At 45.8% G+C, this 16,709-nt stretch carries 11 protein-coding genes; all 11 read left to right on the top strand.

Annotated elements, in window-relative coordinates; all coding sequences use genetic code 11:
* Positions 1–173 precede the first annotated feature (173 nt).
* The 11 genes from nirB to BK026_RS17685 all read left to right on the top strand — a co-directional run bounded on the left by nirB (position 174) and on the right by BK026_RS17685 (position 16,667).
* Positions 174–2,723 (top strand): nitrite reductase large subunit NirB, encoded by a 2,550-nt coding sequence (nirB, locus tag BK026_RS17635; protein ID WP_071817002.1) that lies wholly within the window; start codon positions 174–176, stop codon positions 2,721–2,723.
* A 36-nt stretch (positions 2,724–2,759) separates the two neighbouring features.
* Entirely contained in the window at positions 2,760–3,131 is a 372-nt protein-coding gene (gene nirD, locus BK026_RS17640; RefSeq protein ID WP_071817003.1) for a nitrite reductase small subunit NirD, read from the top strand.
* An 86-nt stretch (positions 3,132–3,217) separates the two neighbouring features.
* Positions 3,218–6,091, top strand: a complete 2,874-nt coding sequence (locus tag BK026_RS17645) for a nitrate reductase (RefSeq protein WP_071817004.1) — start codon at positions 3,218–3,220, stop codon at positions 6,089–6,091.
* A 12-nt stretch (positions 6,092–6,103) separates the two neighbouring features.
* Positions 6,104–7,087: a uroporphyrinogen-III C-methyltransferase gene (gene cobA, locus BK026_RS17650; RefSeq protein WP_071817005.1), complete on the top strand. Its 984-nt coding sequence runs from the start codon at positions 6,104–6,106 to the stop codon at positions 7,085–7,087.
* Positions 7,071–8,060: a glycosyl transferase family protein gene (locus BK026_RS17655; protein ID WP_071817006.1), complete on the top strand. Its 990-nt coding sequence runs from the start codon at positions 7,071–7,073 to the stop codon at positions 8,058–8,060. Before cobA ends, BK026_RS17655 begins: the two co-directional genes overlap by 17 nt.
* A gap of 195 nt (positions 8,061–8,255) precedes the next feature.
* Positions 8,256–9,716 carry a bifunctional UDP-sugar hydrolase/5'-nucleotidase gene (locus BK026_RS17660; protein ID WP_256253893.1) on the top strand — a complete coding sequence of 487 codons (1,461 nt, stop codon included), beginning with the start codon at positions 8,256–8,258 and terminating at the stop codon, positions 9,714–9,716.
* A gap of 4 nt (positions 9,717–9,720) precedes the next feature.
* The gene (locus BK026_RS17665) at positions 9,721–11,337 is read left to right on the top strand and encodes a GGDEF domain-containing protein (RefSeq protein WP_071817758.1); all 1,617 of its coding nucleotides are present in this window, start codon (positions 9,721–9,723) and stop codon (positions 11,335–11,337) included.
* 138 nt (positions 11,338–11,475) lie between these two features.
* Positions 11,476–12,792, top strand: a complete 1,317-nt coding sequence (locus BK026_RS17670) for a methyl-accepting chemotaxis protein (RefSeq protein ID WP_071817007.1) — start codon at positions 11,476–11,478, stop codon at positions 12,790–12,792.
* A 488-nt stretch (positions 12,793–13,280) separates the two neighbouring features.
* The gene (locus tag BK026_RS17675) at positions 13,281–14,690 is read left to right on the top strand and encodes a CmpA/NrtA family ABC transporter substrate-binding protein (protein ID WP_071817008.1); all 1,410 of its coding nucleotides are present in this window, start codon (positions 13,281–13,283) and stop codon (positions 14,688–14,690) included.
* Positions 14,691–14,779: 89 nt separating this feature from the next.
* On the top strand, positions 14,780–15,775 hold the full coding sequence (locus BK026_RS17680; RefSeq protein ID WP_071817009.1) for an ABC transporter permease: 996 nt from the start codon (positions 14,780–14,782) through the stop codon (positions 15,773–15,775).
* A 16-nt stretch (positions 15,776–15,791) separates the two neighbouring features.
* Positions 15,792–16,667, top strand: coding sequence for an ABC transporter ATP-binding protein (locus BK026_RS17685; RefSeq protein WP_071817010.1), 876 nt, complete (start codon positions 15,792–15,794; stop codon positions 16,665–16,667).
* The last annotated feature ends 42 nt before the right edge of the window (positions 16,668–16,709 follow it).

Here is a 16,709-nt window from a genome sequence, read left to right on the forward strand (position 1 = left end):
CTATTAACGTAAAGTGTGTTTTGGTGATTTGTGTCAATCGCTGAAAATTGTGTGATTTATAACACTCCGTAAAATGTGTTAGCCGACCTAAACCGTCGGCAAAATAGGCAACGAAGCCCGCATCAACGAAAGTTGAAGCGGGCTTTTTTTTGTCCCGAAAAAAGGGGAATACCATGACTTCATTGGACTCAAAAACGCAAATTGTCGTCGTAGGCAACGGCATGGTGGGGCATCATTTTGTTGAGCAGCTTCACCAAAGCGATGCCAATGTAGAAATAACCGTTTTATGCGGCGAGTCTCGCCTCGCGTACGACCGCGTTTATCTGTCATCTTTTTTTAGTGGCGCGAGTGCTGATGACTTAGCGCTTACTACACCCGCTCAGTACGCCGAATGGGGCGTAAACGTAGTCACCAATGCCTTGGTAACCGATATAGACCGTGACAATAATAAAGTGACGACGTCGGAAGGGCAGGTGTTTAGCTACGACAAGCTGGTGCTAGCCACGGGCTCGTACCCATTTGTGCCACCCATCCCTGGCAACGACCAAGAGCATTGTTTGGTTTATCGCACCATAGACGATCTACTTGCCATTGAAGCGTCAGCAGCGGTGAGCAAAGTAGGTGTAGTTGTTGGTGGTGGGCTTTTAGGCTTAGAAGCCGCTAACGCACTAAAACAAGCCGGTCTAGACACCCACGTGGTAGAGTTTGCCCCGCAGCTTATGGCGGTGCAGCTAGACCAAGCTGGTGGTAACGTTCTTAAAGATAAAATCGAAGCATTGGGCGTAACGGTTCACACCCAAAAGGCCACCCAAACTATTGAGGCCGGTGATACCTGCCGCTATAAAATGGTGTTTGCTGACGGCACTGCACTAGAAACCGACATGATTCTTTTCTCTGCTGGTATTCGACCTTCCGATCAGCTTGGCAGAAAGTCGGCACTAACACTGGGTGAGCGCGGCGGTATTGTCATTGATAACCATTGCGTAACGTCTGATCCAAACATTTACGCTGTGGGTGAATGTGCGCTGTGGGATAACAAAATCTTTGGCCTTGTTGCACCTGGTTATACCATGGCGCGCACGGCCGTAAGTCATATAACCGGCGGCGATGCCGAGTTCGCTGGCGCAGATATGAGTACCAAACTCAAGCTAATGGGTGTGGAAGTGGGCTCAATTGGCGATGCGCATGAACGCACAGACGGAGCGCTTAGCTACACCTACTTAAATCAGCCCGAGGGCGTGTATAAAAAGCTGGTGGTAGATAGCGAGCAAAAGCATGTACTTGGTGCGGTCCTTGTAGGTGATACTGGTGACTACGACACGCTCCTACAGTATGCGCTTAATAATATCGAATTACCTGAACACCCAGAAAGCCTGATCCTACCATCATCTGATGCGGCACCAGCGTTAGGTGCCGATGCACTACCAGACACCGCGTCTATTTGTTCATGCCTAAATGTGACAAAGGGCGATATTGTTTCAGCCATTGAAGGCGGCTGTTGTAGCGTTGGCGATGTAAAAGGCGAAACCAAAGCCAGCACAGGGTGTGGAGGTTGTGCTGCCTTACTTAAAAATGTTGTGGATAGCGAACTTGAAAAGCGCGGTGTGGAAGTATCAAAAGCCATTTGTGAGCACTTCAACCATACCCGACAAGAACTCTTTCACATTGTTAAGGTAAACGGCATTCGCACCTTTGACGAGCTACTAGAACAGCATGGTGAAGGTCTAGGGTGTGAAATTTGTAAGCCCGCTGTCGGCTCAATTTTAGCCTCGGTGTATAACGACTACATTCTTAAGTCTTCACATCTTCCACTACAAGACACCAACGATATCTACCTTGGCAACATGCAAAAAGATGGCACGTATTCCGTTGTACCGCGTGTACCGGGCGGGGAAATTACGCCAGAAAAATTGATTCTGCTCGGCGAAGTAGCAAAAGAATACAACCTGTACACCAAGATCACAGGTGGCCAGCGCATTGATTTATTTGGAGCGCGCGTAGAGCACTTACCTGATATCTGGGAAAAACTGGTCGCTGGTGGTTTTGAAACCGGCCACGCCTACGCGAAGGCACTGCGTACTGTTAAATCCTGTGTGGGCAGCACCTGGTGCCGCTACGGTGTTCAGGATTCTGTTGGCACTGCCATTGATTTAGAGAATCGTTACAAAGGCTTACGTGCACCGCACAAAATTAAATTTGCGGTTTCGGGGTGTACCCGTGAGTGCGCAGAAGCCCAAAGCAAAGACATTGGCGTTATTGCTACCGAGCAAGGTTGGAACCTGTATGTTTGCGGGAATGGCGGCATGAAGCCGCGACATGCAGACCTGTTTGCCACCGACCTAGATACCGAAACCCTTATAAAGTACATCGACCGCGTGCTGATGTTTTACGTCAAAACGGCTGATCGCCTACAGCGCACATCGGTGTGGATGGACAACTTAGAAGGTGGGTTAGCTTACTTGCAAGACGTTGTAATAAACGATGCTCTTGGCATTAATGATGAGCTTGAAGCACAGATGGATACGGTGGTTGATGCTTATCAGTGCGAATGGAAAACCACCATTGAAAACCCTGAGTCGCGCAAGCGTTTCCGTCAATTTGTAAACAGCGATGCTAGCGACACCAATATTCAGTTCGTTTCAGAGCGAGGCCAGGTTCGCCCAGCTACGGAAGCTGAAAAAGTAGCAGGTAAAGATCAGTTCATTCCTGTCTCTATGGTGTAGCCATTGGCTTATCAACCTTGTTAGGAGAATCAAATTATGTCAGCAGCGCAAAATGTAATGGCGTCAGAACCACAACAAGTGCAATGGCACTATGTTTGTGAGACGAACGACTTAGTGACAAACAGTGGGGTTTGCGCCCTTGTCGACTCACAGCAAGTGGCAATTTTCAGTTTGAAGATAAACGGCGAAACCCAGGTTTTCGCCATTAGTAACTACGACCCTATTGGTAAAGCAAACGTACTCTATCGCGGGCTTCTAGGGTCGATAGGCGGTGCGCCTGTTGTCGCTTCGCCTTTATACAAAGAGCATTACTTTCTAAAAACCGGGCTGTGTAAAGAACACGACGATGTTTCCGTCACGGCTTACGCTGTGAAGGTAGAGGGCGAAAAGGTTTTTGTCGGCGTTTAAGAAAACTGCCTTTACTTGAACGCCCACATGAAAAAGCCTTCTAGCCAAATGCATTCAAAAGCTGTGAAATCGAAAAAGGTAATGAAATGAATATGCCTACACGACAACCCGACATGATGTCTGAACAATTAAGACAAACAACATGCCCATACTGCGGCGTAGGGTGTGGTGTAGATATCAGTTGCAACGTAAGCAAGCGTGCCACAACCCTGGACACTGTTAAAGGCACGCCAGAGCATCCCGCCAATTTTGGAAGATTGTGTGTTAAAGGAACAAACCTGCTTGAAACAAACGACTTAAACGGACGTTTGCTTCACCCAACCATGGCAGGTCAATCGGTGGATTGGGACACGGCCACCGATGTAATTGCGGATAAGATCACCTCTACCATTGCGCAGTATGGCGCGGATGCCGTTGCTTTTTATGTATCAGGGCAGCTTCTTACCGAAGACTATTACATTGCCAACAAGTTTATGAAAGGTTATATCGGCAGTGCCAATATTGATACGAATTCACGCCTATGTATGTCATCAGCCGTTGCCGCCTACAAGCGCGCGTTCGGGGAAGACGTGGTGCCATGCGATTATTCCGATCTGGAATGTACAGATTTATTGGTAATTACGGGAAGTAATACGGCCTGGGCGCACCCAGTGCTTTTTCAACGCATTCAGCGAGCAAAGCTGAAAAACCCTGATATGAAGGTCATTGTTGTTGACCCGCGCAAAACCGAAACCTGTACCATTGCCGATTTACACCTTCCATTAAAGCCAGGTAGCGACGTGGCGCTATTTAACGGCTTACTCAGCTATGCAAACGCACAAGGTCGAATAGACAAATCCGCCGTTGAGGCCTATGCCGAGGGGCTTGATGAAACGCTCAGTAGTGCAAATGCTTTAACGTTAGACGACGTTGCTAAAGTATGCGACCTGGACATTAACAGCATTAAGGCCTTCTTTGATGCCTTCTGCAAAGCCTCTAGCGCAATTACTTTTTATTCTATGGGCGTAAACCAGTCTTCTGCTGGTGTGGATAAAGCCCAAGCTATTATCAACTGTCACTTAGCTATGGATTTAATTGCTAAAGACGGTTGTGGCCCGTTTTCAATTACTGGCCAGCCCAATGCCATGGGAGGGCGTGAAGTCGGTGGGTTAGCCAATATGCTAGCTGCACATATGGACCTTGAAAACCCTGAGCATATCAGCGCTGTTAAAACCTATTGGAATGCCCCTGTTATGCCTAAAGGGCAGGGGCTTAAAGCTGTCGATTTGTTTAATGCAATTGAGAGTGGAAAGGTAAAATTCGTTTGGATAATGGGGACGAACCCTGTTGTCAGTATGCCAAATCGAGGTCAAGTTGAGCGCGCACTTTCAAAATGTGACATGGTTGTAGTGTCTGATATTGTTGAGTCCAACGATACACTTAACTACGCGCACATAGCCCTCCCTGCCACCGGTTGGTCGGAAAAAGACGGCACAGTGACTAACTCAGAGCGCCGTATTTCACGTCAGCGCGGTATATTGCCTCCACCAGGTAGTGCAAAACACGACTGGCAAATCATGTGCGAAGTGGCGGGTAAAATGGGCTTTGGCGAGGCATTTAATTTTACCCATCCGTCACAAATATTCGTTGAATACGCTGGGCTAACCGGCTATCAAAATAACGGTAAGCGTCAGTTAGACCTGTCACCTTTACAAGCGTTAAGTGAAGCTCAGTACAATGGGCTATCGCCTTTGCAGTGGCCTTTTCAAACAGTTACAAAAGCTGAGAATACGGCCAATGCTAATTTTAAAACTAACCCTAGCCTTACCAGTAAACGTCCTTTTGAAGACAAACGATTTTCAACCCCTAGCGGCAAAGCTAAACTTATTCCCGTAGCTTACAAAGCGCCATTGCAGGTGACATCAGACGCTTATCCTTTTATTGTGAACAGCGGGCGAGCGCGAGATCAGTGGCATACCATGACGCGCACGGGTAAAGCGGCAAAGTTACTTGCTCATATGCCAAGTGCTAACGTGCATATTAACCCTAAAGACGCTGCTGCAATGGGCGTTGAAAACGGAGATCTTGTTTCTCTTTCAAGTGCAGTATCTAAAGACGCCCCTGTTATCTATCCGGTAAGAATAGATGCGGACATGCGAAAAAAAGAAGTATTCATTCCCATTCACTGGTCGGCGCAATGGGGGTCGCACAGTAAACTAGGCGCACTTTACGCCAGCGCGGTAGACCCTATTTCAGGGCAACCTGAGTTAAAACACGCGGCGGTTGCTATTGCGCCAGTTACTTTTACTACCTACGGTAAGCTCTTTGTTTCATCAGTAAACCCATCAGTACATAATTCAGAACTTAGTTCTTCATATGAAGACGCGCTAAAGCATGTATGTGACTACTGGAATACAACACCGCTTGAAAGCACAGAGGTGTCTTCACCTGTAAATAACTCGGATGCAGCATTATCAGTATTGAATGTTGCTTCGAACAAAGGCCGTCGAGAGTTTGTACAATCATTAATACCTCTTCTACCGCAAAACGCGGTGCTATTGCAGTTTCATCATCATACATACTCAGTATGCCTTGCGCTTGTCGATGACACTCTCTGTTTCGCTGCGTTTTTAGGCGATAAGCCGGAAAATACGACAAAAGCTTTGGCAGCACCACACCCAGAAAGTACGTGGTCAGTACCTAACGCATGGCTTGCCAGCCTCTTAAATACACCTATTTCGGTAGAGACTCAGCGCAACTTATTGCGAGGCCAAGTCGACGACGTATTTTTAAATGGTGACGTGGTTTGTAGCTGCTTTGAAGTACGAGAAAAGACCATAACAGATGCCATCAACGGCGGTTGTTCTACAGTAGCTAGCCTAGGAGAGCAGTTAAAGTGCGGTACCAACTGCGGCTCGTGCAAGCCCGCCTTGTCTCAGCTTATAGACAAGCATTTAGTCATTGAAACCCAATCTGTATAGGAGCGTTAAATTATGTCAATTGCATCTAGTTGGTCGTTACCGTTTTTGCGCACCTTATTTAAACCGCAGAAGTCTTTTCTTAATCTGTTTACTCGCAATGCTATTTCGGCGAGAACCTCGACTAAAACCACAAACCAGCGCTCTGCGAATGCTAAAACTTCATCTGAGCATTCGTACCTAGATAAGTGGTTGAAGTCAGCAACTAGACACAATGAATGTCGTAAAAAGGGACACGTGTATATCGTAGGTGCTGGCCCTGGCGATGCCGAGTTACTTACACTGAAAGCGCTTCGTCTATTACAACAAGCCGATGTCGTGCTTTTCGATGCTTTAGTAAGTGAAGATATTCTTGCGCTAATTCCCTCTAAAGTGGTGAAAGAGTATGTAGGGAAGCGCTGCAAAAAGCACAGCTTTACTCAGGATGCTATTTGCAAACGCGTCGTTGAATTGGCAAGTGAAGGGCATACTGTCGTGCGGTTAAAAGGTGGTGATCCCGCCCTATTTGCAAGAACTTGCGAAGAAACTGATGCGCTAACAAAAGCCCACATCCCTTTTGCTATTGTTCCTGGTATTACGGCGGCATCGGGTGTGTCTGCCTATACGGGGATCCCATTAACAGACAGGCGCTGCGCTCAGTCGGTAAGCTTTATGACCGCACATTTTAAAGACGCGAACCAATGGCCTGAAATGGCGACTATGGCACAAAATGTGTTGAAGCAAACCATGGTAGTTTATATGGGGCTTAGCCGACTAGAAGGGTTATGCAAAGGCTTGGTTCACAATAAAGTGCCGAACTCATGGCCCGTAGCGGCAATTGAAAATGCTACGTCTCCCGAACAGCGCGTAATTACTGGCGTGCTTGCCGATATTTATAGCAAAGTTAACGCTGCAAATTTGACAGGGCCTACGTTACTTATATTTGGAAAAGTGGTAGAGTCTCGCCAACAAGTAAACACTCTTCTACTACATTCATCCGAGCATGCAGCAACCATTTAGCGACTACATAAAAATTATTGGTAAGGGCCAAAAAGGAGGGCGTAGCCTCACCCGCGATGAAGCTTACCATGCCATGAAAATGGTGTTGGCCAACGAAGTGACGGGCGATCAACGCGGTGCATTTCTCATGCTGCTTCGTACCCGTGAAGAAACGCCAGAAGAAGTTATTGGCTTTGTCGATGCGTGCAGAGAGCTGATAGAGCCAGAGGTAAAAACACTCACTCCTACAATAGATATTGGCTGCTACGCCGGAAAACGTCGCCAGTTACCGTGGTACTTATTGGCTGTAGCGGTACTGGCCAACAATGGTTATTCCGTTATGCTTCACGGTGCCCATGAACCGGGGTCGGGGCGCCTTTACGCTAGTATAGCGCTGCCTAAATTAGGCCTTCCTGAGGTGAACAGCATCAGTGACGCAAAGCAGCAGCTGGCAGAAAAGGGCGTTACCTATCTCGACTTGTCTTATTTACTGCCTGCTCTCGATACGATTATTAAACTTCGCGAGGTCTTTGGCCTGCGTTCATGCGCAAACACGCTTGCAAGGTTGCTGAACCCCACCGCAGCGCGATATTGTGTACAAGGGGTTTACCATATGCACCTTGACCATAAACACTGCCGCGTTAATGAAAATTATCCTTCTATCGATGCGCTTTGTTTTCGTGGGGATGGAGGAGACCCTGAAGTAAACGGTGAGCGAGAGACCGAACTTTTCATTACCCGAAATGGTAAGACTGAAGAAGTGATTATGCCTGTGGTAGCAGATAAGTGGGCGCTTAAAGACAAAGACATGAATATAGACGATATGCTTGATGTTTGGGCGGGTAACGCAAGTAGCCTCTACGGTGAGCAGGCTATCTTAAGCACACTTGCCAGCTATTTAGTATTTCTACAACGCTGTGATGTTGCAGATGCCTTATCGCTAGCACGACAGCTTTGGGCACAGCGAGATAAAACGGCAACACCATTTTCATAGGCAATCGCCTACGCGAACGGGTATGACGTAATTATATCTAAACACTTCTGGTAAGACCTTCGCGCATTTTTCTGGGCACTACATTGACATATTCACAGTGATGCATGTTAATGAACGTAACACGTCACTGCTCACCCTACATTTATGTGGCAATTATTTAGGTGTCTTCTTTTTTTAAGTATCTCCTTCGCAGGGTTGACGAAAGAAGCAACCCTGTTACAAGATGGCGATGATATTGCGTCAAAGGTTACCTTTGTGTTTACTGCTGATATGCCCAATATTAGCGATCCCATCACAGGTCGATATGCGAATTTACACACGTTATTAGATGAAGTTCGAGGGCAGTACAGCCCCGTATTTTTCATTTTTGGCGGAGGGTCAATAGGGCCTAGCGCAATGTCTTCTTTTGATCGTGGATCGCATATCATCGATTTACTCAATACCATTGAACCCGATGTAATGGGAGTAACAAAGCGAGAGTTCAGCTTCTATGAGAATGAACTTTCTCTTCGCTCGTTCGAAGCCGCCTTTCCTATCGTAGCAAGTAATGTGGCCACCAAGCGCCAAGGTAATGCTCTAGAAGGGCTGTATAAATCTATTGTGGTAGAAAAACAGGGTGCATCGGTCGGTATTATCTCCGTGTTACATGAAAGAGTTATTGAGGAGTATCAGCTAACCGATATTGCTATCGACTCTCCACTGCAAACTATTTATCAAGAAGCAAAATCATTACGACGCAATGGAGCACAGTTCGTGCTTTTGCACTATTCGTATCCATTCGCATTTGTGAATAATTTGCTAGACCAGGGTGTGATAGACGCAGCATTTATATCTGATAGTCGGCTTGATGCAGTATTGCTTGAAAGTCATGCACGGCATGAAAATAGTATGGCACTCACCCAGCAAGGCTCAGCCCTTGTCGCCACCTTCGAAAAAAAGGTGATGTGGGAAAATACGCATACTAAAGAACACGATTTATCACGCTTTTTGCCTAATGAAACGGTTATTTCTCAGGTGGCCGATTATGAAGCCAGACTTCAACGCCTTTTAAATATAAAAATAGGAGAATGGAAGTCGAATACGTCAACCATGCGTAATCAAGTCAGACGCGGTGAAAATGGGTTTGCGAACTTTATTGTTGATACATTAAGGACACATACAAAAGCAGATGTTGCGCTATTAAACGGCGGGAGTATCAGAGGCGATAAACGATACACAGCCGGTGAGCCAATCACACGGCAAGATATTATAGTAGAAATGCCATTCAGAGCACATGCCGTTACGTTGGGGGTAAGTGGTGAGCAATTGATGATAGCGCTAGAAGAAGGGCTTGCGCAGTATGAACATACTAAGGGTGGGTTTCCCCATGTTTCTGGTATGTCGTACACCTTTGACTCTACCGCCAAACCTTTTGAGCGAGTGCGCGACGTCTTCATCGGTGCAAAACGTCTTCAAAAAGACAAGCTGTATACAATCGCCACGAGCGACTTTTTAGCAAACGGCGGTGATGGGTATTATTCCCTAAAAAATGCTGAGCAGCGTTTTCCCGTAAACACCCGGCCTCCTCAAATTGCTGAGCTTGTAATGCAAGCGGTAGGAAACCAATTTACTGTTAAAGCAACGACAGACGGACGAATACGCGATGTCTCAAAGTGAGCCAATGACAGCGCACAAAAACAACAAGACGTTGTACCTTTTCATCACTGCTCAGACCGTAGTGGTAGGCTCGTTTCTTTTCGTTTTACTGGCATCGTTATTGCGGTTGAACGATACGCGCCTAGTTCTCGATGAAATATCATCCTCTTCTATTCCCGCGCTTTCGCAGGCCACGTCGATAACCAGAGATGTACAGCATCTTATCTCTTTGACGTCTCGTCTTACCACCTCGGAAAATAACGCCTCTCGTCTTATTATTAAAAATCGCATTGACGATACGATAAAAGGGTTAGACACCACAAAACTGAAGTTAGATCAGGGCGGGCGCTATCTCGCCACGCAGTTGAGTGTTCTGATGCTCGAGATTGAAGAGCTTAACGAACTTGTAGAGTTGCGCATAAACACTGAAAAAGAGGTAAATACAAACCAAGCACTTCTTTTCGCTTATTTTAACGACTTTTTTGCACATACGGTTTTTAAGGGGGAAAACGCCAAGTACGCACAATTAACCGTACCATTACTTTTGCAAATAGCCCAAATTAATCAACAGGTAAAATTGTTCAGGTTGAGACAGCTAGAAAGTAGCATCGAAAGAAATATAGCCTTGCTAAAAACGCAGCCATTTTTCGACGACAACCATCGTCAATTCATAACGACAATGCGTGAAATTGTGCTTGGAAGCGATGGAATGGTTGAAAAACAAGCCAGCGCCATGCGTATTCGCGGGCGTTCAATAGGGAGAGGGAGTTTTGTAGAGAATTTGGCTGAGGATATAGCCTCAAGTATCGAGTTTAAAGCAACGTTAGTGACCGAAGAAACCTATGACCATGCTATAACGGCTAATAGACATGTTACCAATCAGGTTTGGTTGTCGCTGGGGCTTTCGATTATCGCGTTATTTGTTTGTTGTGCCATCATTTGGTTTATTTACAAAAAGATAATTCTCAGATTAATCACACTGACAACGCTGGTAGAGAGAGGGAGCCACAAGCTAGATACCTTTAAAGGGCAGGATGAAATTTCACGGCTTGCAAGCACGTTTGCAATGTACATGGAAAAAGTAGAGGCGCAAGAAAAGAGATTGATTCAGTTATCGTTGAGTGATCCGCTTACGGGTATACCTAATCGTCGAGCGTTTGAACGAGAAGCTGAAAAAGGAATAGCGCTGGCAAAAAGGCAAACTTGGCCGCTGACATTGGTTTTGCTCGATGTTGATAATTTTAAACTGTACAACGATTACTACGGACACACTCAAGGAGACTCATGTCTTAAATCAGTGGCTAAAAAACTTAAAAGCGTTGTATCGCGTGACACCGACTTTTGTGCGCGCTACGGGGGGGAAGAGTTTGTTGTATTGCTGCAAAATACCAATGCAGAAGGCGCTAAGGTTAAAGCTGAAGAGATCCGGCAAGCAATAGAATCACTCGGCCTCGCGCACAGTAAAAGTGATGTCTCGCCTTTCGTCACTGCCAGCTTAGGCGCCGCAACATTCTTTTTGGAGCATTATGATAATGTGTCGCTCAGTAGTTTGTTGGATTGCGCAGATGAAGCGCTCTATCACGCCAAACGTTCGGGAAGAAATCGCTGCAGTTATTCAGTTTCATCAATACCGAAAGCCTGATCCGCGGCATTAATCAACGCGACGACTTTCTGATTTAACTAATATTTTTTGAAACCTCTGCTATCTTTATTCTCAAAAGTAAAAAAGTATTCTATACGCGAAGGTTATTTGCTCAAGCGGTTGCATCAGGAGTGCAAGATGTTTTTCAAAGATAAAGAAATGATTGCTGAAAACGAAAGGTTAAAAAAAGAGTTAGCCGCTTATCAGACAGTTCAAGAAGAGCTGAGAGAAGAGATGCTGTTCTTTGAACTGGCAGCCGATGGACGTATCCGCGGTTTGAACGACCTGTGCTCCCAAGCGTTAGGTTATAAAGAAAACGATGTAAATGGTAAAACGTTAGATAGCTTAATGCCGCCAAGTGCACTAAAAAAGTCTGACGTACAAGACATGTTGGGAGCAATAAAAACCCATCGTCATTGGCACGGCGCTGTAAGCTTTTTAAATGCAAAAGGCGAAGAAGTATGGGTACGTGGTATTTTGCAGCCTGTAGATGACACTTTTGGCAACGTTAATTACATTTCTTTTTACATGGCAGAACAAACAAGGAACATAACCTACAGCAATGAATTAAGGGATATGATTTCTGCCCTGCATCGCTCTTCTGCCGTAATCGAATTTAATTTGGATGGTACTATCATTAAAGCCAATGATAATTTCCTTAAAGGCATGGGTTATTCGCAAGAGCAAATTGTGGGTAAACATCACCGTATATTCTGTACCAGTGAAGAAGCGAACTCTGAAAAATATCAACAGTTTTGGCGTGACCTAGCGCAAGGTAAACTTGAATCAGGTCGGTTTAAGCGAGTAGATAGCCGCGGCAATGATGTGTGGTTAGAAGCTTCTTACAATCCCATCCGCAATGAAGACGGCGTACTTTACAAGGTAGTAAAATTTGCAACGGTTATTACCGAGCAAATGGAGAGAGAGTTTGCTATTTCTGAAGCGGCGAATGTTGCGTTTAACATTTCGCAAGAAACCGGTGAACAAGCCAGAAAGGGAAACGAGGTGCTTGACGCTACCGTAAACGCAATGAACGAACTCACCACTCAAATGGGTAACGCGAGTGCAGGTATCAAGGACCTTGATGAGCAGTCGCAGAAAGTAGCAGACTTGGTGAAAAGCATCAGTGGAATAGCCGACCAGACTAATTTGCTTGCCTTAAATGCAGCAATAGAAGCAGCGCGTGCAGGTGATCAAGGTCGAGGTTTCGCGGTCGTTGCTGATGAAGTACGCCAACTTGCGTCGAGAACGAGTAGTGCAACTGAAGAAATTGTTAACGTGGTAGTAGAAAACAGAAAGCTAACTGAGAATGCAGTGCAACTTATTGAAGCAGGGCAAGAAAAAGCCAGAGAAGCGCTAGAGTATTCGACTGAGTCCGGTAGGGCGATGAATGAAATTCAAAAAGGTGCAAACGAGGTAGTTAACGCCATTGGGCAGTTTACCAAACGGCTGTAAATACCTAAATCGACGATATCTCGAAGGGGGCGCTACGCACCACAGTTGAACAGCCCCCCCTTTTTTGGTGCACATTAAGACATGCTTAACATAACCATTTCTTTGCCGTAAAACGATAACCTTATGAATTAAAAGGTTTTTGTTTTTTTGGCACAAAGGGTGCTAACTACAATGTATAGTGGGCGCTCCTGCGTACCACTCACCCATTGCAAGACATATGAAATGGTGATGCTTGGAGAGCGTAAGGAAACACAAAAATCTCCAATTCTTCCAATAGGTGCATAATAATAAAAAATTGTGGTTTTATGAGCTATCGCTTTTTATAAACCTCCTTAAAGATGAGGTATGTGAGTGGGATAAACCTACTTGCAACTAACAACTTGTGCGTTTGTAATTACTCCGATGTTACAAACACGGCAACGAAGCCCACTAGCGCAGACACTTTGTGTCAACGCCAGTGGGTTTTTTTTTGGCTACGAGGAACACGTATGACTGGATTAAAAAGAACATCAATATTAAAACGCCTACAGGTGGTGAGTAAGAGTGTGTGTGCGGCGTTAGTGGTTTCGGTTGCAACGTTTTCAACGTCGGCAATGGCACAACAACAAACCGTTGGCTGGCCTGAAAAAGAAGAATTAAAGTTTGGTTTTATAAAACTGACAGATATGGCGCCGCTTGCTGTAGCGTACGAAAAAGGTTTTTTCGAAGACGAAGGGTTATACGTCACATTAGAAGCGCAAGCTAACTGGAAAGTGCTGCTAGACAGGGTTATTGATGGTCAGCTAGATGGTGCTCACATGCTTGCAGGTCAACCACTTGGCGCGACAATTGGCTTTGGTACGGAATCTCATGTAGTTACCGCGTTTAGTATGGATCTAAATGGTAATGGCATTACAGTCTCGAACGAAATTTGGGACAAAATGAAGGCGCACATTCCACAAGAAAATGGCAAGCCTGTGCATCCCATTAAGGCTGATTACCTAAAGCCGGTTGTTGATGAATACCGCAACGCCGGGAAACCTTTCAATATGGGCATGGTATTTCCTGTATCTACTCACAACTACGAGCTGCGCTATTGGCTAGCAGCAGGTGGCATTCACCCAGGGTACTACGCGCCTCACAAGGGGGATACTGCAGGTCAAATCGATGCACAAGCACTATTGTCTGTAACGCCACCACCACAAATGCCAGCGACCATGGAAGCGGGCACTATTTATGGCTATTGCGTAGGTGAGCCATGGAACCAGCAAGCGGTATTTAAAGGTATTGGTGTACCTGTGATCACCGATTATGAAATCTGGAAAAACAACCCAGAAAAAGTATTTGGCGTAAGCCAAGGCTGGGCTGAAAAGTACCCTAATACTCACATTCGTGTGGTTAAAGCATTAATTCGTGCAGCAATGTGGCTGGATGAAAATGACAATGCTAACCGCCCTGAAGCAGTAAAAATTCTTGCCAAGAGCAACTACGTTGGCGCAGACGAAGATGTACTGGCTAACAGCATGACAGGGACTTTTGAGTACGAAAAAGGCGACAAGCGTGAAGTACCAGATTTCAACGTATTCTTCCGCTACAACGCCACTTACCCGTATTACAGTGATGCAATTTGGTACCTTACTCAAATGCGTCGTTGGGGCCAAATTTCTGAAGCTAAATCTGACGATTGGTACAAGGAAACCGCGAAAAAAGTATACAAGCCAGAGGTTTATGCTCAGGCGGCAAAAGCGCTAATAGCAGAGGGTAAAGCAAAAGCATCTGATTTCCCTGAGTTTGGAACGGAAACGGGTTATAAACCTCCTCAGAGTGAATTTATTGACGGTGTGACGTTTGATGGAAGCAAACCGAACGCTTACTTAGAGCAGTTCGACATTGGTCTTAAAGGCGACACTGTACTGTAAGTGTCTTGTAGAACAGCCCCGCCGTTGCCTTTGTGAAGGCGGGGCACTTACACAGCGCATTAGCGCATACAAAGAGTCAGGAGCAAGCAATGAGCAAGATGACAACCATTCTTCGCCTTCCATCATCGCCGTCAAACGCCAACTCTGTGTTGAGCCGTTTATATCAATCCATGCCTGCGTTGCTGTTGCCCGTTATCGGCTTGCTAATGTTCTTGGCCATTTGGAATGGCGTTGCAAAGAGTATCGACACGTCGTTAGGGCAGTTTCCAGGGCCTGCACAGGTTTTTGAGCAAGCAGGTGCCTTATTGGATGAGCACGTTGCTCAGCGTGAGAAAGCGGACGCTTTCTATCAACGTCAAGAAGAAAGAAATGCAGCGCGTGTAGCGCAAGACCCTACATACCAGCCTAAAATTAGAGAGTTTACAGGGGCGCCTACTTTCTTCGACCAAATATGGACAAGCCTCTACACTGTCATGGTTGGCTTTTTTATCGCGTCAGTAGTGGCAGTGCCTGTGGGTATTTTATGTGGTTTAAGCAAATCGGCATACACAGCGATAAACCCGCTTATTCAGTTATTTAAGCCAGTTTCACCGCTAGCATGGTTGCCGTTAGTTACTATGGTGGTTAGTGCGCTTTATGTCAGTGACGACCCAGCTTTTTCTAAGTCCTTTGTAACGTCTGCCTTTACCGTTTCACTTTGCTGCTTGTGGCCAACGCTAATAAATACCGCGGTGGGCGTATCAAACATTGAAAAAGACCTCATCAATGTGAGTAAAGTGCTGCGTCTTACCCCTTTTGCACACCTGACCAAGATAGTACTGCCGTCTTCTATTCCCATGATTTTTACCGGACTTAGATTGTCCCTTGGTATTGGCTGGATGGTACTCATCGCTGCCGAAATGCTTGCTCAAAACCCTGGTTTAGGAAAATTTGTATGGGACGAATTTCAAAACGGAAGTTCAGAGTCATTAGCCAGGATCATGGTTGCAGTGCTTACTATTGGGGCAATTGGTTTTGTTCTTGACCGCTTAATGCTATCAATTCAGCGCGCGGTTAGCTGGGATAAGTCGAGCGTATTACGCTAATTTTGAGGAGAAATTTATGCACACTAAACACTTAGAGTTAGAGCAGGTAGGTATCGACTTCCCAACACCGAAAGGGCCATTTACTGCGCTTCAAGATGTAAATCTTAAAATTAGCAAAGGTGAATTTGTATCACTAATTGGTCACTCGGGTTGCGGTAAATCGACGGTTTTGAACATCATTGCCGGCTTGCACCAAGCAACTACAGGCGGTGTTATTTTAGATGGTGCTGAAGTAAAACAGCCTGGGCCAGAGCGCGCCGTAGTGTTTCAAAACCACTCTTTGCTGCCTTGGCTTACGGTATATAAAAATGTAGAGCTGGCCGTGAAATCGACCATGCGGGGCAAGAGTAAAAGCGAGATGCGTGACTGGATAATGCATAACTTAGAGCTTGTACACATGACCCACGCTCTCGACAAACTGCCTAGTGAAATTTCAGGTGGTATGAAGCAGCGAGTGGGCATTGCGCGCGCGCTGGCTATGGAACCTAAAGTACTATTGATGGACGAACCGTTCGGTGCACTAGACGCGTTAACGCGCGCTCACCTTCAAGACTCACTAATGGAAATTCATGCTGATTTGGGTAATACCGTCATCATGATAACGCATGATGTGGATGAGGCCGTTTTACTATCTGATCGCATTGTTATGATGAACAATGGTCCTGCAGCCACCATCGGCGAAATCTTGGATATTGAATTGCCGCGTCCACGAGACAGGTTGGCACTTGCAGACAATAAACAATACAACCACTACCGACATGAGGTATTAACCTTCCTTTACGATAAGCAGAAAAAGGTTGAAACCGTTACTTCACGTACTAACAACGGAACATCAAAATCCAGCGGGGTGACATCTGAAAAAAAAGACGCTAAAAAATCAGATGCTGCCTAGCAATATCGACATCTGATAAGGGCGGTAGCTTCACCGCCCACA

It is taken from the genome of Alteromonas sp. V450 (assembly GCF_001885075.1).
In the GTDB taxonomy this organism is placed as follows: Bacteria; Pseudomonadota; Gammaproteobacteria; order Enterobacterales; family Alteromonadaceae; genus Alteromonas.